At 58.4% G+C, this 19,318-nt stretch carries 13 protein-coding genes and 2 pseudogenes (1 of these 15 cut by a window edge); 1 reads left to right on the plus strand and 14 read right to left on the minus strand.

Translation table 11 applies throughout. The features are described 5' to 3' along the window. Positions 1–5 precede the first annotated feature (5 nt). The 11 genes and pseudogenes from A3H92_01080 to A3H92_01130 form a co-directional block, all read right to left on the minus strand. Positions 6–2,147 (minus strand): hypothetical protein, encoded by a 2,142-nt coding sequence (locus tag A3H92_01080; GenBank protein OHC76420.1) that lies wholly within the window; start codon positions 2,145–2,147, stop codon positions 6–8. Beyond that, the gene (locus A3H92_01085) at positions 2,132–2,656 is read right to left on the minus strand and encodes a hypothetical protein (GenBank protein OHC76421.1); all 525 of its coding nucleotides are present in this window, start codon (positions 2,654–2,656) and stop codon (positions 2,132–2,134) included. The genes A3H92_01080 and A3H92_01085 overlap by 16 nt, the downstream gene beginning before the upstream one ends. Next, entirely contained in the window at positions 2,656–4,791 is a 2,136-nt protein-coding gene (locus A3H92_01090; GenBank protein OHC76422.1) for a hypothetical protein, read from the minus strand. Before A3H92_01090 ends, A3H92_01085 begins: the two co-directional genes overlap by 1 nt. Positions 4,792–4,932: 141 nt before the next feature. Continuing rightward, positions 4,933–7,617 (minus strand): arsenite oxidase large subunit, encoded by a 2,685-nt coding sequence (locus A3H92_01095; GenBank protein ID OHC76437.1) that lies wholly within the window; start codon positions 7,615–7,617, stop codon positions 4,933–4,935. Between the two features lie 21 nt (positions 7,618–7,638). Further along, positions 7,639–8,193, minus strand: a complete 555-nt coding sequence (locus A3H92_01100; GenBank protein ID OHC76423.1) for an arsenite oxidase small subunit — start codon at positions 8,191–8,193, stop codon at positions 7,639–7,641. A gap of 11 nt (positions 8,194–8,204) precedes the next feature. Further along, the gene (locus tag A3H92_01105) at positions 8,205–9,425 is read right to left on the minus strand and encodes a hypothetical protein (GenBank protein OHC76424.1); all 1,221 of its coding nucleotides are present in this window, start codon (positions 9,423–9,425) and stop codon (positions 8,205–8,207) included. Between the two features lie 16 nt (positions 9,426–9,441). After that, positions 9,442–10,578, minus strand: coding sequence for a hypothetical protein (locus A3H92_01110; protein ID OHC76438.1), 1,137 nt, complete (start codon positions 10,576–10,578; stop codon positions 9,442–9,444). A gap of 71 nt (positions 10,579–10,649) precedes the next feature. Continuing rightward, on the minus strand, positions 10,650–11,396 hold the full coding sequence (locus tag A3H92_01115; protein OHC76425.1) for a hypothetical protein: 747 nt from the start codon (positions 11,394–11,396) through the stop codon (positions 10,650–10,652). A 366-nt stretch (positions 11,397–11,762) separates the two neighbouring features. Further along, a complete protein-coding gene (locus A3H92_01120) occupies positions 11,763–13,154 on the minus strand; it encodes a hypothetical protein (GenBank protein ID OHC76426.1) in 1,392 nt (463 codons plus the stop codon). Beyond that, positions 13,129–15,489 carry a hypothetical protein gene (locus A3H92_01125; protein ID OHC76427.1) on the minus strand — a complete coding sequence of 787 codons (2,361 nt, stop codon included), beginning with the start codon at positions 15,487–15,489 and terminating at the stop codon, positions 13,129–13,131. Before A3H92_01125 ends, A3H92_01120 begins: the two co-directional genes overlap by 26 nt. 409 nt (positions 15,490–15,898) lie before the next feature. Continuing rightward, positions 15,899–16,102: pseudogene (locus A3H92_01130) on the minus strand (transposase). A gap of 579 nt (positions 16,103–16,681) precedes the next feature. Between A3H92_01130 and A3H92_01135 the strand changes: the two are divergent. Then, positions 16,682–16,915, plus strand: a complete 234-nt coding sequence (locus A3H92_01135) for a hypothetical protein (GenBank protein OHC76428.1) — start codon at positions 16,682–16,684, stop codon at positions 16,913–16,915. 107 nt (positions 16,916–17,022) lie between these two features. Here A3H92_01135 and A3H92_01140 read toward each other — a convergent pair whose 3' ends face one another. The 3 genes and pseudogenes from A3H92_01140 to A3H92_01150 form a co-directional block, all read right to left on the minus strand. Beyond that, a complete protein-coding gene (locus tag A3H92_01140) occupies positions 17,023–18,381 on the minus strand; it encodes a hypothetical protein (protein ID OHC76429.1) in 1,359 nt (452 codons plus the stop codon). Between the two features lie 76 nt (positions 18,382–18,457). Next, positions 18,458–19,195, minus strand: a complete 738-nt coding sequence (locus A3H92_01145; protein ID OHC76430.1) for a hypothetical protein — start codon at positions 19,193–19,195, stop codon at positions 18,458–18,460. Beyond that, positions 19,173–19,318: pseudogene (locus A3H92_01150) on the minus strand (hypothetical protein); it runs 1,081 nt beyond the window's last position. The gene A3H92_01145 and the pseudogene A3H92_01150 overlap by 23 nt, the downstream one beginning before the upstream one ends.

Raw genomic sequence — 19,318 nt, forward strand, 5'->3', positions numbered from 1 at the left:
GATTCTCATTCAGACTTCTCGCCGTGCTTGCCGGCATTGATGCCGCCCAACCAGAACATGAAGGCTACGGCTAGCAGGAACGTCAGGACCGCCAAACTTACTCCTTGCGTCATCGAGAAGTTGCTGAGCGTGAAGGACCAGTCGGAGGTGTCGCGCATGACGCCGAAGATATGCCAGTCGCCGCGCAGGCTTGAGCGAATGAAACCCATCAGTCCCATATTCATGGTGATGATAAAGGTGAGCAGCATCAGCGCGTATTGGCTGCGCATGGTCATGTTGCCCCAACGCAACGGGCCGATTTCCTTGGCGCCCCGGAACAGGAACATATCAATGGCGGTGACCAGAATCAGGCAACTGATCAATTGCAGGAACTGGCTGACCGCGACGTTACGCAGGAACGGCGAGGCCTTCTCCATCACCACGAAGCCATAAACGCCGAGGAAGACGGCGACGTTAAAGGCGGTGACGGCCAGATACAGCACCTGGGCCAACTTGCCCTTGTCCTTCAGCGCCAGACCGACTGCCAGCGCCGCAACGGCGCAATTGAACAACAGCAGATAGCCGACGGTGCGGAAGTACACGGCGCGATCAGCGGGCAAATCAAGGCCGGCCGGGTCCATCGTCAGCAGGGTCGCGGCATACTGGCCGACCAGCGTGATCGCCGCCGCGCCGGCCAGCGGAATCACGATTTTCGGCAGACGACCCTGCCGGCTGATGGGCACTACGTCGCCCTTGTTGCCCCGGCGGTAAAGCAGGAAGCTGAAAAAAGTGGACAAAATGATCAGATTGACCACCGCGTTCTTGGCCGGCATCAAGCCGAGGTATTTCAGCGTCGGATGATACTGGCTGCCGCCCATGGCGCCCACTTCCTGGCCGGACAGCGGCAGATTGTGCGGGGTCAGCCAGACGGCGAAGCACACTATGATGACCCCCAGGATGTACTTGATGTACTTGTAATAACGCTCTGCTCCCGGAATGCGGGTCATGCCGCTCCACAGGTAGTAATTGCTGATCAGGAACAATGACCCGACCAGCATCGCCTGGATAATGAAGGTCCACGAGAAGTCGCCGCCCATCATGTTGTTGCCCATGACGGCGCTGGTCGAATAGACCTCGCGCCCCAGATAGTAGCCGGCGAAGGGCAGCGGAATCAGGGCGCTGATGGCCACGAAGTTGGCGATATAACCCATCCAGTCGTAGTGTGCCTTCTCCTCCATGGTCTTGGCGCCGATAAACTTGACAGCGGCATACGAGCCGGCGACCAGCCCGCCGAAAGCGAGGTTGCCGAGAATGCGATGAATGACGATGGGCGTGGCCAAGATGTTCTCAAAGGCCTGCCATGTGGTTCCGACGAACACGCCGTCCGTATCGACGCCGACCGGACTCATCATGAATCCCGCCCAACTGTTGGCGAGTTGCATGATCGCCGTGCCGAAAATGTTGAGCTGGATGCCGATCATCACATGTACGGACTTGGCGTCGCGCATAATCAGGAAGCCGGCGCCCGTCGGCATGATATAGAGAAGGGCGATCCAGACGCGGGTGTCGCCGCGCATTCCGTCGCCGAACGCTCCCACCAGCATCAAAGCGCCGATTGCCATGATCACTGCGCCCACTCCCTGGAAAACACGCCGCAGCGAAAGCGAAAACGGCTTGCGGTCGCTCAACCAGTCCCATCCGTAGTAGTAAAGATAGAGCGCGAAGGTCTCGCCGAAGAACAGCAGCGCATAGATGAACATGATGTCCTTGAAGATGCCCGCCATATAACCCATGAAGGTCGGATAGAGAGTGAACAGGGCGAAGGCCAGCAACCCGCCGAAGGCCGCCGTGGTGGCATAGGCGATGCTGAGCAGGCTGGTGAATTCGTAGGCCAGTTTGTCGAACTTGGCGTCGTTCTGCTTCCAGCCGACGATCTCGATGATCACCGCAAACAGCGGCACACCCAGCACGAAGGCGGCGAAGAAGAGGTGCATTTGCGCCAGGAACCAAACCAGACGCCGCGAATCGAGGCCCACGAACTGCCGATACTCATTGGGTTCGAGCGCAAAAGCCGGCCAGGCGGCCATCAGCGCTGCCGCCAGTGCGACGCCCATGATCAGCAGATTTCGACTCCTCGTCGTCCGGGCAGCGGTCATTTCTTCCCCCATGCGGTCAGGAACCCGGCAACCGCCAGGTATTCGGTGTCGCTGAATGAGTTTTCGGCTTCCGTCTTCTCGCAAAGACCGCCGCCGTCAGACATCCGCTTCGCCGCCTTCTTGGGCTTCGGCAGCGTCTCGGCATGGCAAACGGCGCAGGCATCGGCGAACGCCTTGCCGCCTGTAATCGTGCGGGCGTAAGCCAGCGCCGCCTTTTGCTCGGTCGGACTGATGACATCCTTCCAGGCCGGCATCGGGTCTTTTCCGTCATTAATGGTTTTCAGCAACTCGGCATCCTTTTTTTCAAGCCGTTCGCCCTTGGCAAAGCTGGGCGCCCCTTCGACCAGGGCGGCGCCGTCGTAGCCGTGGCAGACGGCGCAGTTGGTCTCGAAGACATCCCGCGCCGCCGCCAAGCGGGAGTAGGCTTCCGCAGACCCCATCGAACCGGCGGCGGCTTCCGTCGCAGCTACCGAAAGAAGGAAAATCACCGCCGGCCCTTTCAGCATCATTTGACGATTCATTAGTGGCATTTTGTCTTCCCGTTCGCGCCGGGTTCGGCGGCGCGCATGGCCACCAGCGTTTCGATGCATATCCCATGGAGATGTTCGCTGCTGCAATCGCCGGCGATTGCCAGCAACCGTCGTTCGGCATCAATGGAAGATATCCTGGCAAGCGTCCGCACCACCTCGCCATGAGTCTCATCGGAGCCGTTAAACAAGAGCAAAAGCAGTTGATCGCCGATCTCCGGCCAGCTCGATTCCGGCCCGATCACCGCCAATGCGGCCCGGCAGATGCCTCTGTCCTCGTCGCCGAGAGCGCGGATGAGGAGAGCCGGCGGCGCCTTGTCGCCCATCGCCTTCAGCGCGTCAACCGCACACCGTCGAATCATCGGATCGCTGTTATCAAGCAGGATTTTAACGACGCTTTCGACCGCTTCTCCGCCGGACAGTTCCGCCAACGCGCCGGCGGCGGCGATCCTTACATCGCGTGATTCGGCGCCGAGACCGGCCCTTGCCAGCGGCAAGGCATTTCGCTCACCGAGACGGCCCAGAGACCGCAAAGCCGCCGCCCGCAATCCGTCGTCAGAAGACGCGGCGGCGGCGGAGAGGGCAACCAAAACATCCGGTCCCGGCTGTCCTAAATTACCGAGAAGATGCACCGCCGCGATGGTTTGCTGACCGGTATTGGCCGGGAGTTCGGATTTTTCGCCCGTCTCCGGCTCGCGCCGGGGGTTTGCCGCCAGGATCGAGGCCAATGTGGAGGAAGCCGGATCGCCCGCTTCCTCATCCTCCGTTCTCTCTGTTTCCGGCGGCGTCGGATCGGCGTTCCCGCCATTGGCCGGAAGTCGGATGGCCAAGCGGTCAACCTCGTCTTGCACCATACGCGACAGCAACGATACGACCTCGGTCGGAGCCGCCTTGGCCAGAACCGACATGGCGGCGACCGCCACATGCAAACTCGGGTCCCGGACAGCCGACCGGAGAGCGGCGACTGCGGCGTCATGCTGACCGGACGGAGCAGCAGGCGTCAGCGAAGCCTTCAAACCGTTGACGGCGGCCAGTCGTATTTCATCGTCCTCCTGGGGAGTTGTCAGGATAGACAACAAACGCGACTGACCGCCCGCTCCACCTATATTCCCCAGAGCTTCCACTATTTCACGTCGCAAGCGCACGGCATCTTTTTGATCGAGAAGGGACAGCAGGGCTGCCTCATCGGTCTCGCCTCCGCACCGGCCAAGCAGCGTAATTATATGTCGGCGCACTTTACCGTCGGCGCCGACCGGCATCTTCCGCAGATCGGCGGCGGCCTTCGGGCCGGCCACCGTCACCAGCGCCGTCGCGGCGGCGCACTGCACATCCGGATCGTGATCCGCCAACCGCCCGGCAATATCACCGGCGGTTACCGGCCCCCAATGAGCCAAGGCGCGAATAACCTCGACTCGAACAGACGGATCGGCATCGCCGAGGGCGGCGGTCAAACCGCCGACGACATCAGCGTAAACCGGTGAATCAGGGAAGCGCCCGGCGTCCACCTCCACCAGCGCCTTGGCGGCGCATCGGCGTCCCGAACGACCGCCACCGCTCAATTGGGAAAGAAGAAAGTCCGTGGCCAGGGGATAGCCCAGGCGGGCGAGAGCGTAAAATCCGGCTTCCTGAAGATGATGGTTGTTCTCGTCCGCCACCGCCTTGATCACCGCCTCGACTGCGCGTTCGTCGCCGCAGTTGCCGAGCGCTTTCAGAGCCAGACTCTCCACCTCGCTTGAAACGGGATAGTCGAGATCATGGCAACGATAATCAAGATCGGGATATCCCGCCCCCCGCAAGCAACGGATAAGCGGATCAATTGCGCCGGCGCCGAGGAGGTTGGAGAGAGCCTTTACGGCTTCGATGCGGACGCCTCCGTCCTGGTCCCTCTCCAGACGATCCACGAGAGAACCCAGCGCCTCGACCGCACGCAGGCGACCGAGCGAGGCTGCCGCCTCCATCCGCACGTTGGGGTCGTCATCGCCAAGCAAGGCGACAAGATGGCGAACTACCTCGGCGTCGCCGTCCGTTTCCGCCAACGCCCTCGCCACCGCGCACCGCGCTATTGAATCCCGCCCGTGAGCGACGGTGGCGCAAAGACGCACAAAACCATCTGATCCCATCAAGGTCATACTATCCACCACACCCGCCTGTCTTAACCTGATTAATTGTCCTGTTCACCGATCGGATCGGAGATGAATGAGGTCCCGCAGGCAAGGGGGAGCAGTCGGGAGAAACTGCCGCACACGGGACCTCATATCACCCAGGGATGACTATCCGATATCCCTCCGCTTGAACGTCATCTCTGCGAAGGTGGACTTATACGGCGATTCGCCCAACTTCTTGATCGTCCCGGATGCAATCTTGAACCGGTAGTTCTGCGTTACCGGGTCCGGAACACGCGGAGTGATGTTGTTGGCGGGAGAGTCCTTCCTGAGGAAGTAAGTGAAGGCCACGCCCTTTTTTACCGATGGAGTCACCAAGGCAACGGCGGTGAATTGGCCGGTAACGGTCTTGATATGCCCGCGCTTCGTCAGTCCCGTAAAGGACATGTCGTCGCCCTTGACGCCGAGGTTAAAGTCCTTCTGGACCGGCACTCTTGTCGACTCGATGGAGACCATATCGCCGGATTCCACGCCTCGCGTCTTGGCGTCGTCGGGATTGATTTCGATGAAATTGACCGGCCAGCGCTGCTGGATGTAGGCCCGGCGTTGAAGATCATCGAAGCCTGACTGCCAAACTTCATTGATGCGGCCGTTGCTGATCCACAACTCGCCGTCCTTGGGACTCATGTATTCGTAAAAGTCTTTCCAGAAGCCCCAAGGCGCCTTCAGCATGTTCAGCTTGCCGGTCTGCGAGCCGAACGAGGTGAGGCGCTTGTTGAGAATCGTCGGCCCCTCCGGACCGGTCGCCGGCAAGGTAAGATGACGATTGTAATCATGCAGACGCTTGGTTTCGACGATCTTGCCGTCATCAAGCAGCAATGGGCATTGCAGGCCGGTGGTGCCGTAAGAGCGAAGCAGATCATGCGCCTTGACGCCCTTGGCCTTGGCAACGACCTTGATCGCGTTGTAATCCTCGCGTCCGCCACGACTGAACCGGCAGGATTCCTCGAACACATCGTTTGATTCCTTCCAGTCGTAACCCTCGAAGCCCATCTTCTTGGCGAACATCGACACGATCATCCAGTCGGGCTTGGCGTCGCCCGGAGCATCATAGAACTTGGAATAAAGACGGATGCGCCGCTCGCCGTTGCTGCGGGTGAAGTCGTGTTCGCCCCAACCCGACGCCGGCAGTATGATGTCGGCGTATTGGCTTCCTATCGGATCAACCATATAGATATCCTGGTTGACCATCACCATGCCGCCCGAGTCGGTTCGCTTGATCAGGGTGTCGATGATTGATTGCTTGTCGGTATTGCGGACCTGATTCGGGTTGAGCTTGGTCTGGCGCTTGAAGGCATCCTCAAGCGCCGTACTGCCGGCCATCGCCTGTATCCAGGTCGTTCCGACCACATAGGCAAAGCGGACATTGCCCGATTCGACCCAGCGGTCGAGGTCAAGGCGATCACGGCGGCGGCCCGGATGCTTGTAAGGCGACTTCATATCGGGATAAGGCCCGCCGGCGGCGCCGCCGCGCTGATGTCCGCCGAGGCGGGTCATAACGGAGCCGGGGCGACCGCCGACTCCCAGGATCACGCCGAGCGTGCCGATGGAAACGGTGTTGAGGTAATTGTTCGACCAGTAATTGCCTTTCTCGATAGCGATGGTGGTCTTGACCCGCTGGCCGTTAGCCTTGGGCTTGGCCATCATCTCCGCCGCCATCAGTATCTTGGCGGGGTCGATGCCGGCGATCTTGGCCGCCACCTCCGGCTTGGATTCTTCCTGTTCCAGCAGCCACTTCTTCCAATCATCGTAACTCTTGACCTGGAAATTGCCCCAGGTGGTGCGCCACTGCCAGGGCGTATTGCGGGTGCCTTGGCCGAAGCCGGAATCCGTCTCCCAGAAATTGTTCACCATCTTGGCGATGAATTCCTTGTCCTCCCAGCCGTTCTCAAGGATGACGCGCTGGATGGCCAGATGAACAGGAGTGTCGGAGCCGGGGTTGACGTCGATATAAAGGCCGCCGTTCTTTTCGACGAACGCCGCGCCCGCAGTGCGACGCGGGTTGACCATAATGACCTTGGTCTTGTTCTTCTGAATGCCTTTCAGTATCCATTCGTTCCATACGACGGTCTTGGTCTCGAACGGATCGGTGCCGGAGATCAGTATGGTATCGGCCAGCGCAAAGTCTTCGTAAGCGCCGCCGAAGATGTCATAGCCGATATCGGTCCAGCCCGGCACTGAATCGACTATCGAAGGATGGTCGTGCTCGGCCACCGCCGGAGTGCCGATGCTCTTGAAGGCCAGCTTAGTCAGGGCGTAGGTATTCTCGTAGAACTGATAGCTGAAGAACTTGAGCGCCCAGGCGCTCTCACCATGCGTCTCGATCACATGCTTGCTGACGCCCGCCATGACATCAAGAGCCAAATCCCAGGACACCGGCGTCAGGACGCCGTTGACCCGAAGTAGCGGCGTCTTCAGGCGATCCGCCGTCTGCCCCTTGGAATTGTAGACTTTTTGGGCGATACAGCCGCCACGGATGCTGTGGTCGCCGCCGACGTTGACCACCTTGGCGTCGGGATCGGCGACAACGACTATGTTATGCAGTTTACCGTTGTAAACGGCCTGGGTGTACTGGTTGGGACCGACCCAGCCGCCCTGCAACGGGCCGAGGGTGTAGTCGCGCCCCAGCGCATTCTGGTTCTTCTTCGGTCCACCGTCGGGAGTTCCCGTCGGCCAACGAAAGACCTTGTAGCCGCAGGCGACGATGCAATAATCGCAGGCGGTGGTGATGACATCGGCGTTCTTGGGCGGCAGCGGCGCCTTGTCGGCCGGCTTGAACTTCGGAGTTGACATGTTTGACATGGATATTCCCCCCTAACCCTTGAGATTGTCGTAGCGACCGTAGATCAGACCAAGCATCCCGACCGCATAGATGTTGTCGTTCTCGGTCTCCAGCAGCACCTGCGGCAAACTTTCCGTGCCGTGTCCGCTGATGATGATGCCGTGCCTAGTAAGATCAAAGGTTGACTGGTGAAACTGGCATGGGCCGAGTGCTTGGTGCATGGGCTGGAAAGACTTCCCCAAATCACCGCCCATATGGGTGCAAAGGGTGTTAAAGGCGACCACATCGCGCCCCGTCCCGATGCCGCCGCCGGCCGGCGTGCCGAGCTTGACCAGCACGCTGTTGGAGTTTTTGTTCTTGTCGGGATAGTTGAAAGCCATGGGCTTGTTGGTCTCAAGCTCACTCAACTTGCCGATCAGGGCGCGCGGGTAACTGACCGTTTCGGCCGCAATTGCCCGTCCGCCCATTCCCGGAATGCCGGTCAGAAGAATGACCCCGCCGACCGCTGCGCCGCCGCCCCGCAGGAACGCCCTGCGGCTGAGGCACTCTTGATGGGCGTCGTGATATTCATGTGATGTAGATGACATGGTGATCTCCCTCACTTCGTGCCGATGGATGACAACAGGGTCTCAAGACCGATACGCTTGGCCTGCGCCTGGGTCAGGCCGGCGACATCCGCCTTGGCGGCGTATGCCGGAACCTTGGGGACCGCCATGGTGATCTGCTCACCGCTGATTTCGGTGAGGAAAGCAACCAGCGCGGCCTTTTCGTCCTTGGTCAGATTGAGCGGTTTCAAAACCGTGGTCTTGTTGCCGACCATCTTGGTGAACTCGTTTTCGCCGCCGCCCTTGTTGTAGAATTCGACGACCTCATCAAGAGTGAAAAACTGGCCGGCGTGCATGTAAGGCGCCGTGTATTTCAGGTAGCGCAGGGGCTGGGTGCGGAACTTGCCCATGTCGCTCTTGTATTTGGTCTGGAAATAAAGACCGGGATCATCCTTGAAGTCGCGGTAGCCGGTCTCGGTAATTCCCTTTTGATACAGTTCCCAACGATAGGTGATGGTGTTCAATCCGACATCCGCGAACTCCTGCGGACGCGGAACGCCGAGGTTGTGATATTTCTCATCGGTCAGCATCGGTCCGTTATGACATTCGATGCAGTTGGCCTTGCCGGTAAACAGCTCCATGCCCTTGACGGCGGTCGCCGACAGCGCCGCCTTGTCGCCGCCGAGATAGCGGTCGAGCGGCGAGTCCTTCTGGGTCAGCGTTTCGCGCTCGAAGACGGCAATGGCCAGCCAGGCGTCATTGAGAACCGGGTTGAGCGTTCCGAACGCCGCCTTGAACATCTTGTCGTATTCCGGCACCTGGCGCAGACGCCACTCCATCACGTCGTCCTCGCCGTTGCCGGCCACGGCGCCCTGCGCGGCGGTGCGCGCCTGCGCCTCCAGGCTGCCGTCCGAGCCTTCCCAGAACAGCTTGCTGAGATAGCCGGTGTTGACCACCGTCTGGCAGTTACGCCAGTGAACGGTGCCCGGATAGCCCCGGCAAATCGGTTCATTAAAACCCCAGCCCTGCTTGGGATCATGACAATCGGCGCACGACAGGCTGGCGTCGCCGCTCAACTTGGGATCGAAGTAGAGCAACTTGCCCAACTCGACCTTGGCCGGCGTATTCAGGTTATCCGTCGGCTGGGGCACCGGCCCCAGCGGCATCAACTGCTTTTTGGTCATCTCGGCCAGCGCGTCGGAAGCGCCTGACGCCAAAAGCACCCCGGCGGCGACTATGCCGGAAAGGATTATTCTTCGCGTGTTGAATCTCATCGCACGTCCCTCCCCCCTAATTCTTGACATTCAGCCAATCCTTGATCGGCTGATATTTCTGGGACACCACGACCGGCGTGTCGGTGACCGGCATGGCGCTGCTTAAGGCTTCAAGAAAGGCTATCAGATCGGACTTCTCGCCGCCCGACAGTCCCAGCGGCTTCAATTCAGTCGCCAACGGATCATCGTGGCCACCGCCCTGGTTGTAGAATTCCACCACGTCGGCCAGGGTGGCCAACATGCCGTTGTGCATATAAGGCGCGGTGTACTTGAGTTCGCGCAGGGTCGGCGTAATGAACTTGCCGACGTCAGCGACGTTCTTGCTGACGGTGTAGTAGCCGACATCGCGCCGCCACACATGCGGCTTGGGCACGCCGTGATTGTCGATCAAGGACTGATAGGTCAGGTGCCGGACCGGATTCTTGAACACCTCCATGTTCTCCGGCACGCCGGTGTTATGCGGAGCGCCGTCTGAGAAATAGGCGCCGTTATGGCACGAGCTGCATTTACCCTTGCCCTCGAACACGGCGCGGCCGCTCTGCGCCGCTGATGACATCTTACCGGCATCGAAAGGCGCATCCTTGGAAACCAGCGTTTCCAGGTAGGCGATCAAGGCGTTGCGGGCATAGGGCGAGGTGCAGTCTTTCTCGTCCTTGAAGGCTTCCTTGCACAAACGCACATATTCCGGGTCCTGCTTCATGCGCTCATGCAGGACGCGCATGTCGAGGTTCATCATGGTGGTTTCGGTGATCATGTCACGGATGACATCGTTCATGTCGGCCCCCATGCGACCGTCCCAGCTCCAGCCGACGTTCTTGAAATCGGATTTGTAGACGGCATTGACAAGCGTGGGAGCGTTACGGAAGTGATCAGTGCCGGGATAGGCCTTCGACAACGGCATGCCGTCGCCAAAACCCTTGGCCGGATCGTGACAGGTGGCGCAACTGATGGCGCCGTCGCCGGAAACGCGGGCATCGTAGAACAGCCGCCGACCCATCTCCACCTTCGCCGGTTCCTGCGCCTTGCGGGCGGCCAGGGGACCGAGGAGCAGAGGATCAACCTTGGGAGCCTCCTTGGCGGCAGCCGGGGCGGAAGCCCCCGCCGCCGGAGCTGCGCCGCCGGTCTCGGAACCGGTGCAGCCGGCGCCCGCCAGCGCCGCAGCTCCCATAAACAGAACGGGTAGTATCTTTGCAGTAAATCGCCTCATGTCACCCCCCCTTATTATCAGTTGGAAAAGACGAAATTCGCGTCAACCTTGCCGCCTTGAGGCACGGTTAATTTCACTTCCTTAAGCCCGTAGCGCGGATGCCACGCCTTCACGGTGTGGGTTCCCGGTGGAACGCCGTCGAGCGAGAATGTTCCGTCTTCGCCCACGACCTCCACATAGGGATGATCGGGCGCCATCAGGAAACCGAACATGAAATTGTGGGCCTCGCAGTTGATCGAGACGAACGGCGAGCGCCGGGGTTTCAACTCCTGCTCGATATCGCCGGGTTCGGGCTGGCCGAAATTGAACATCGTGCGCTTGACGATGTTCCCGGTCTCGACGCCGATCATCTCGCGGGTGTTGATGTTATGCAGAACGCTCGGCGGGTCGCTGTGACGCACGACGATCGAACCCGGACGTATCAATTGCGCCCAGGGACGGAACCGGCAGCCCTTCTGCTCGATCACATACTTGCCGTCTTTGGGCGCAGTCCACTTCTTGCCCTTGTCGATGCCCTCAATAAAAACAAAGACGCCCCGCAAGGCGTCATCCTTGACGTCCACCCACACCACCTCACGGAAACCCTCGCCGCACACATCGGGGTTCTTGGTGATAGTGATCTGCTCAACGGCGTCGGCGGGCAAGGGGCCGGAAAACGTCACCTTGCCCTTGACCGAGCCGCCTCCCGCCACATCGCCCTCTTCATAGGCGGCGGCGGGGAAACAGAACAGGGCCACGGCAAGCGGCGCCGCGCCCGCAATCATGCAAGTAAGTTTCGTGTAAATGTGTTTCGGAGATTTCATAGCGTGGATTTACCTTGTTATTGAAACAGAAAAACGGCGCGGACGCCCTCGGTGAAGGAACCGGGCAGCGCAACAAACAGCCGACAGCGGAAATGAAAACACAAACGCCCCCCGCCCCTTATTGATCTTGTAGTTACGCGATACACAGCAATCCCCATGCCAATCCGAAAGGACAGGGAGCGCTGCCGGTCGCAGAAAATCTCAAAACGATGGATCGGCGCGGACGGCCGCGAGGATTCCCCTTCGGGGATACTTCGTTCGACAAGGAAGAATGGGGGTGGTGACGATTAGAGAGACTGATCAAAAAACAACCGGGTGGTTGGTAATTTACCGCTCGTCCGCTCCGGCGGTCCCGTCAGTATCGAGACCGTATTGGCCAAGTTTGGTGCGCAAGGTCAGGCGCGAGATGCCGAGAAGCCGGGCTGCGCGGCTTTTGTTGCCGCCGCAAAATTCGATCATACGCAGGATATGGCGACGCTCGGTATCGGCCAATGTGCCCTTCGGTTCCTCGGCGCCGAAAGGTAAAACCGCGATGGAACCGGGAGCAAGAAGTTCTTTGGGCAGATGGATCGGCAAGATTGTTTCCCCTCCTCCCGACAGAATGACCGCGCGCTCCATGACGTTTCGCAGTTCGCGCACATTGCCCGGCCAGTTGTAGGATTCCAGAAGATCGACTACCGCCCGGCCGAGCCTCGGCTTGGCCAGCCCCATCACTTGCGCGCCTTGGGCGATGAAAGACAGGGCCAGCGGAACGATATCGGGCCGTCGGTCGCGCAAAGGCGGCACGTCGATTCCGGCGACATTGAGCCGGTAATACAGGTCTTCCCGAAACTGCCCCTTGCCCACCATGGCGTTGAGGTCGCGGTTTGTCGCCGTTACAAACCGGACATCAACGGTGACTTCGACCTGTCCCCCGACGCGACGGAATGTCTGGGTCTCCAGGGCGCGCAGCAGCTTAGGCTGGAGAGACAGGGACAGATCGCCGATTTCATCGAGAAATAATGTCCCGCCGTCAGCCAGTTCAAGCAAACCGCGCTTGCGCGTCTTGGCGTCGGTGAACGCTCCTTTTTCATGGCCGAACATCTCGGATTCGAGAAGCCCTTCCGAAATAGCCGAACAGTTGACGGTGATCCACGGGCCGTTTGAACGTGGACTGTTGGCATGGATCGCCTGAGCCACCCGCTCCTTGCCCGTCCCCGATTCACCCCGTATCAGGACCGGCACCCGCGAGGCGCCGGCGATCTTGCGCATCATCTCGACCATGGTCAGGAAAGCGGAGCTTTCGCCGATCATGCCGCCATCGCCATCGGTCCCTCGTGAGGTAACGCGCAGACGCTCGACCTCGGTTCGTAACTGTTGAGTTTCCAAAGCGCGCTGGACCAAGCCCTTAAGATCGTCGATGTCAAACGGCTTGTTGAGATAGTCGTAAGCGCCGGCCTTGAGAGCGTTAATGGCGGTGCGAACTTCGGGATAGGCGGTCATAACGACGACCAGAACATAGTCATCGAATTCGCGTATTCGTTTCATCACCTCAATGCCGTCGGAATCAGGAAGACGCAAGTCGAGCAGAATGAGATCAAAGACGTGCTTGCGGGTTAAGTCGACCGCCGCATCGCCGCTTTCGGCTTGCCGCACCTCGTAGCCCTGCCGCTCCAGAACTTCGGCCACCGTTCGGCGAATAGTGGTGTCGTCGTCAACGATCAGAATTCTTTGCGCCATTTCCGATGCTCCGTCCGCAAGGTGCCGTCATCGTCGCCGTCTCGCCCGGCGCCATCGGCCACGCCAACTCGAAGCGCGTGCCGCAACCGGGCTTGCTGTCGACCCTGATCTCCGCGCCATGCTGTAGCGCGATCTTCTTAACTACGGCAAGCCCCAAACCCGAGCCGCTGATCCGGGTAGTAAAAAATGGAGCAAAAATCTGCGGCAAAACATCAGGGGGAATGCCGACGCCGGTATCCTCAACACAAAAATACATGCGCGGCGCCGGGGCATCCGGTTTATCGGGTGACGCTCCGCACATACCGATGACGATACGTCCGCCCCGCGTCGTGGCGTGAATGGCGTTGATTACCAGATTGAGCAGTAATTGCTTGAGTTGGTTAGGATCAGCCCACAATAACGGCACCGGACCGGCGCAGTGCTTGTACTCGATAGTAATGCCCTGAGTCGCGGCTTCCCTGCGGGTCCATAACAGAACGTCCTCCAGTACGTCTTCCAAACGACAAGAAACGGGGGTAGTTTCCTGGGGCGCGGCGAAGCCGTGGAAAGTCCGTAGAAATACTGATAATCGGTCAATCTCGCCTTCGATGCGTTGCAGGTAAGTTCGCCTGTGTTCATCGTCGCCTTCCTCATCAAGCAGCGCCTGCACCACTGTTTTCATCCCGGCCAGCGGGTTGCCGATCTCGTGCGCCAGCCCCATTGCCAGTTCGCCCATGGTCGTCATCTTTTCGGTCTGGAATATCTGGCGGTCGAGTTCGCGCCGCTCGTCCTGCAACCGACGTTCCTCGCTGACGTCGCGCACCACAAGGATATAGCCCTGGCAAATATCATCCCTGGTCACCGGAGCGATGTTGAGGGCCATGGTTCGTCCATGCAGGCGAAGGTCGGCGCGTGACGGAGCAGGCTGGTCCTTGGGTCGGGAACGGACATGATCTTCCCAACCCGGCCAATAGCGACTGATCGGCTCGCCGACCAGAATGCCGGAAGGAGGATGAAGCAGATCAACCGCCGCGATATTGGCCAACTCTATCATCCCCGCATCCGACAGCGACAAGATGCCGTCGGCGGTGCTCTGAATGACGGTCAAGAGGTTTTGGCGCTCGCGGTCAAGCGCCGCCGTGCGCGCCTTTACTTCCACTTCAAGGCCTTGCTTTTGCCGTTCCAGCGCGGCGTAACTCTGTTGAAGTTGAGTGGCCATATCATTGAATCGTTCGCCAAGTTCGGCGATTTCATCGCTTCCCTTGATCTCGACCCGGCTGGCGAAATCGCCCCGGGCGATGGCCTCTGTTTCTTTGCCGAGCAGGAACAACGGACGCAGCAGATGACGCGACAACAGGGACCCGGCCAAGGCCGTTACCGCCAAGCCCACCGCCAGGGTGCTGTAGAGCAGATAAAGATTGAATATGGCGGCGAAAAGCTGCTTCTTGGGAAATGCCAGAACAATTGCCCACTCCATCGGCTTGGGTGTTGACGGCGACATGGATTTTATGCGCACCGGGCTGAAGGCGATGATCCAGTCGCTCAGTTCCTCCGTTCCGTGACTGCCGGCCAGAATCTTCGCCAGCATGGGGCGGGGATAGATATCGGCCAATTCTTCCAGCGCCTTCATCTCGATGTTCGGCGGCGATGTCCCCTGAACCGAACGTGACAGATAGAAACCGTAGGCATTGACCAGATAGGCTATGCCGCCCCGCGCTTCGGCCAATTGCTGGACCTGATCGAGCAGAATTTCAGCGTGCAGATTGATGATCAGGAGGCCCTGTACGGCTCCCGTACTGTCGGCAATCGGCGTTCCAAGACGAATGACCGGCTTCTCCGGATATTCGGCTTTGCCCACCTCGATATTGAGATCAAGCGGCGAAATATAAATTTCGCCCGGCTTTTGCCTCAGAGTCTCATGAACATAATAACGGTCGGACTTGTCCTGCAATTCAAATTCAGGAACAACATAGGTGCTCCCGCCCCGGCGGTCGACCCGCACCACCTCGCGCCCCCGGGCATCAAGATAGCGAATCTGGTAAATGTAGGGATAGGCCCGGGCGAACAAGGCAAAATCCTGCTCAAGCCGCTGCCGCTGGCGACGCATGAGGAAGATATCATCGGGCGTTCCGGACAGTTCGCCCAAGACGGTTGAACTGGTAAGGTAAAGAAGCTCGCTGGAAAGTTGATCGAGGAACCGGCCTAACCCGTCGGTGCGACTGATTACCTCCTGATTGAGGTGAGCCAGCGTTTCGCTTTTCAACACATCAAGCGAATAGAAGATGCCGACCAGGCCGGCGATCGAGGTCGGAATCCCCGCCGCCAATAAAAAGGCGATATGGATGCGCGAAGCCAAGCCCCGGAAACTCGGCCATAACCGCCATCGCTCGGCGGAATGCGGCGCAGAAGCAACAGCCTTTTGATGCTTGTACATCACATACCTACTTCTCGAAACATCTTGGCATCGTCTCAGTGATAGAGATTTTGTATAAGCCCGGACAACAGAGCATGGCAAGGTAATGTCAATTTGCTTCCAACCGCCGCCCGCCGCCGAACGAGATACGGGCACAATGCGGAGGCGACGATTATCTTTATCTCCAGAACCATAATCGGCCGATGCAATCGGTACCTTGTATGTGATCGGAGACGCTGACAAACCGTGATTATTACCATGGTAGATGGTGACCATGTCCGCGCCGAGCCTCCGCCTGACCCCGCAAGGGCGCCTCTTCTTTGAGGCTGCCGATGATGCGCCGACCCTGACACTCGGCGTTGTAGCGCACGACAGCGTCCCGCAACGCTTGACGCTCCATCCCGGCAAGCCGCGCAGCATCGGCGCGCTTCATGCCCTCCAAGGCGTTAGCAATCGCGTACATCCGCGCCGACGCCCGCCCGTTCCGTTCTCGACGGGCATGCGCACGGAGTTCTTTCGATGTTAAATCTTCCCTGATCTTGAGTTCTGTACCCATCTGATCCCCCATATCTTGTGGAGGAACAGTGAATCACAAAAATATCCTCTTGGGAATCCCCGGAGTCAGTTCATTCGTTCAGCGGTATAATTTATTTTTTCCTTAACCCGCCATGAACGATGCGCTCAGCATTGATTCATGCGGCATGCGTCATAGTCCTCCTCAGACGAACAACAAACCCTCTTCAGGAGAAACAAAATGTACGCATATCTGGACACCATCATCGCCACCGTTCTTTTAATCGCTCCGCTGGCCTACGCCTTCACCGCTTCCGTCGGCGAACTCAAGACCCGCTAATCTCCGGCGATGTGCAGAGGCGACGGCTTCTCGCCGTCGCACCGGCGCTTCCAGATAACGCCGTAGGCGCGCTCCATGTCTTTGACAAACCCGGAACTCGGCGTATCATCAGTTCTTCTTTATTCATACGTCAAACCACCCTGCCGGATCACACCCGCAAATAAACTTGATTGAGACACCATTGCGCTCAAGACTGTCTTTATAATTTACCCAGTCAGAATCCGTTGCATTAACAACAGGAATACGCTCTTTACGACTCAAGGCGGCAAATTTTCGATCATCTTGGTGAAATCTCTCCAATGCCGGGTCATTCGGGAAATCGACATACTCTCCGTTTTCCAGCCTAGACAAGGAAATACGTTCCACAAGCCTTGGCGCGCTATTAATGACTTCCTGGTAAAATCTATCTCCTACTCCCGGCTGTCCTTTTGGATTCAAGTGGCGATGATATTCACGCTGAATTTCTCCTTCGGTATCTATAAAAATCTTGCCATAGTTCAAAATCCTTTCAAGTAATTCTATTGCAGCAAGACGGCAATCGATACTCGGTACGCGGCTCCCGCCAGCCATATCACTACGCCCATTTGCAACAACGGGAACATTAGTATCCACGGTACATCGCATCATGTACCGGCTTTCAGTTTCTTAAGCCTTGCCTTTTCTGCGGCGGCAGCCTCCCCAAACGCATCGCCCATAAAATTCTTCGGCCAGTTCTCAATGTTTCCGAATAGATCAAGTCGTAGCGGATCAACTACCGATTCACCATCACGGGCATTGCAAAAATAGAGCTTGGTGTCATCAGCGGGAATCAAACCCTCAGCGATGCGTCGTTGAAGCCGCAAAAGAAGGTGTTCGGAATGGCTCTCAATAATCACCTGAACACGGCGATGTGTTGCTACATTAATTATGGCATCCGCAAGACCAGCCTGTGCCGAGGGATGCAGGTGAATTTCCGGCTGCTCAAGAACCACCGTCGATCCTTCTGGAACGTAGTAAAGCAGAATGAGAACGGGCAATACCTGCGAAACGCCAAATCCAACATCGGTAAGCATTACCTCACTGGTCTTCGCCCGCGTTTGCAGAATCGCCTGCCATCTATTAGACCCTTCCGCGATTTCCTTGATCCTGAAGTCGTGGACAAGCCCCATCTCGCGGAGCCAATAGGCGATCATCTCCTGAAAAGACTTTAGCGTAGCCTTAGGCTTAAGATTTCTTACCTCCCCCGCCTCGGTCGCCGCCAAGATAGCGTCAATAGCTTTTTCGCCGCGCTGTCCGACATCGCTGGGACTAGACCGCGCCCACAAATAGTCCCGCTTGGGATATTCCCGCAGCGGGCCAAGGTAAAAGATGTGATTGAGTTCAGCTTCATAGGCTGCTTCCAAGTCTGAAAGAAAGCCCGCATTCTGGAAGTAGGTTCGGACCTGATCAGGAAATGCGTAGGTTTTGACAGGTCTTGGCAATTGCCATGGCCGCCCGGTGGTTCGCACAAAGCGGAAATTAGGATCAGGCCCCGAAGCGCTGAGTTCAAACTGGGAATCGTCACCGTTACGCGGCGCGAGGGAAAAAATCCAATCCCCGAGCTTATAAGACAGCTTTATGGCGCGAGGAGCTTTTTGATGCACCCCGATTTCAGCTTCGATCTCAAAATTTTTGGATTGAGCAAGGTTAGTCTTGTGTTTGCCGGACGGGTCAGCCAGCGCAAGTTCTGTTTCTCGTTCGAATGCGAGCATCAACTTGATCTTGCGCGTATCGTCATGAGCGTAAAGGGCATCATTGATAGTCCCAAGCTCAACCAGAGGTCCATTCAATTCAAGGGAAATGGCGCGATCAGTCGCATCCTTGGTCTGTTTAAGCATGAGCAGAAATTGAATTATGCTGGTCTTCCCCGATGAGTTTGCTCCAAACAGTCCCGTGATGCGCCCAAGGGTAAGATCGGCTTCGGTCCAGGTCTTGAAATTGGTAAAACGAAGTCGTTTGAGCATGGCTCTCCCCCACTAGACCTGTTGCAAAAGTAGCGGTTTGAAGAGGCAGACGCAATACATCAGACTAATCTCCACCCTAATCTCCGGCGATGTGCAGGGGCGACGGCTTCTCGCCGTCGCACCAACGCTTCCAGATAACGCCGTAGGCGCGCTCCATGTCTTTGACAAACCCGGAATAAAGGTCAAGGACCCGCCCGCGCAGTTCACGACGCAGTTCGGCCAGCATGTCCGTCCGCCCCGCCATGATAACGGCGATTTGGCGGTATTCATCGGCGCCGGCGGCGACCCAATCATGCAGGCCCAGCGGCTCGCAAAACACCCTTATCATCCGGCTGTCGATTTTAACGTCATCGGCGAAGCCGACCACCGGAACTCCCATCCACAAACTCTCAAGGGTCGTCATGCCGCCGCCCTGGGGAAAGGTATCAAGGGCGATGTCGACGCGCCCATAGGTCTTGAGGTGCTCGGGCTGAGGGGTGCGCCCCAGCAGGATCAGGCGGTCCTCGGCTATCCCCTCGCCCGAAAAGAAATCAATGACCCGGCGGCGGATGGCCGGCTCGTCCATCTGGCCATACTTGATCAGCAGACGGGCGCCGTCAACATCGTGGAGTATCCCCGCCCACAAGGACAGCGCATCGTCGGAGACCTTGGAGAACCGGTTGAGGCAGCCGAAGGTCACCGCTCCGCTTTCCAGACACGGCGGCGGGACCACCGGCGGCGCGGCGGCGGGCGGAGCGAAGCCGAAACAGGTCCGCATATAAATAGGCTTTTCGGGGAACAAATGTTCCTCTTCAGGCCGGGTGTAGGCGGGCATGGTTATCCGGTAGTCGATTGCCGAAAGCCCCGGCGCCATATCGCCGATGCCGGTCACCTGAACAGGAGCCGGTTTCTCGGCGAATACCAACAGGCGATTGCCGTTGGTGTGCCCGGACAGATC

The organism is Rhodospirillales bacterium RIFCSPLOWO2_02_FULL_58_16, from assembly GCA_001830425.1.
Classification (GTDB): domain Bacteria; phylum Pseudomonadota; class Alphaproteobacteria; order Rhodospirillales; family 2-02-FULL-58-16; genus 2-02-FULL-58-16.

Coding starts and splice junctions, on each gene's coding strand:
- A3H92_01080 (OHC76420.1), bottom strand. CDS start 2,147: ATGGGGGAAGAAATGACCGCTGCCCGGACGACGAGGAGTCGAAATCTG.
- A3H92_01085 (OHC76421.1), bottom strand. CDS start 2,656: ATGAATCGTCAAATGATGCTGAAAGGGCCGGCGGTGATTTTCCTTCTT.
- A3H92_01090 (OHC76422.1), bottom strand. CDS start 4,791: ATGACCTTGATGGGATCAGATGGTTTTGTGCGTCTTTGCGCCACCGTC.
- A3H92_01095 (OHC76437.1), bottom strand. CDS start 7,617: ATGTCAACTCCGAAGTTCAAGCCGGCCGACAAGGCGCCGCTGCCGCCC.
- A3H92_01100 (OHC76423.1), bottom strand. CDS start 8,193: ATGTCATCTACATCACATGAATATCACGACGCCCATCAAGAGTGCCTC.
- A3H92_01105 (OHC76424.1), bottom strand. CDS start 9,425: ATGAGATTCAACACGCGAAGAATAATCCTTTCCGGCATAGTCGCCGCC.
- A3H92_01115 (OHC76425.1), bottom strand. CDS start 11,396: ATGATTGCGGGCGCGGCGCCGCTTGCCGTGGCCCTGTTCTGTTTCCCC.
- A3H92_01120 (OHC76426.1), bottom strand. CDS start 13,154: ATGGCGCAAAGAATTCTGATCGTTGACGACGACACCACTATTCGCCGA.
- A3H92_01140 (OHC76429.1), bottom strand. CDS start 18,381: ATGCTCAAACGACTTCGTTTTACCAATTTCAAGACCTGGACCGAAGCC.
- A3H92_01145 (OHC76430.1), bottom strand. CDS start 19,195: ATGCCCGCCTACACCCGGCCTGAAGAGGAACATTTGTTCCCCGAAAAG.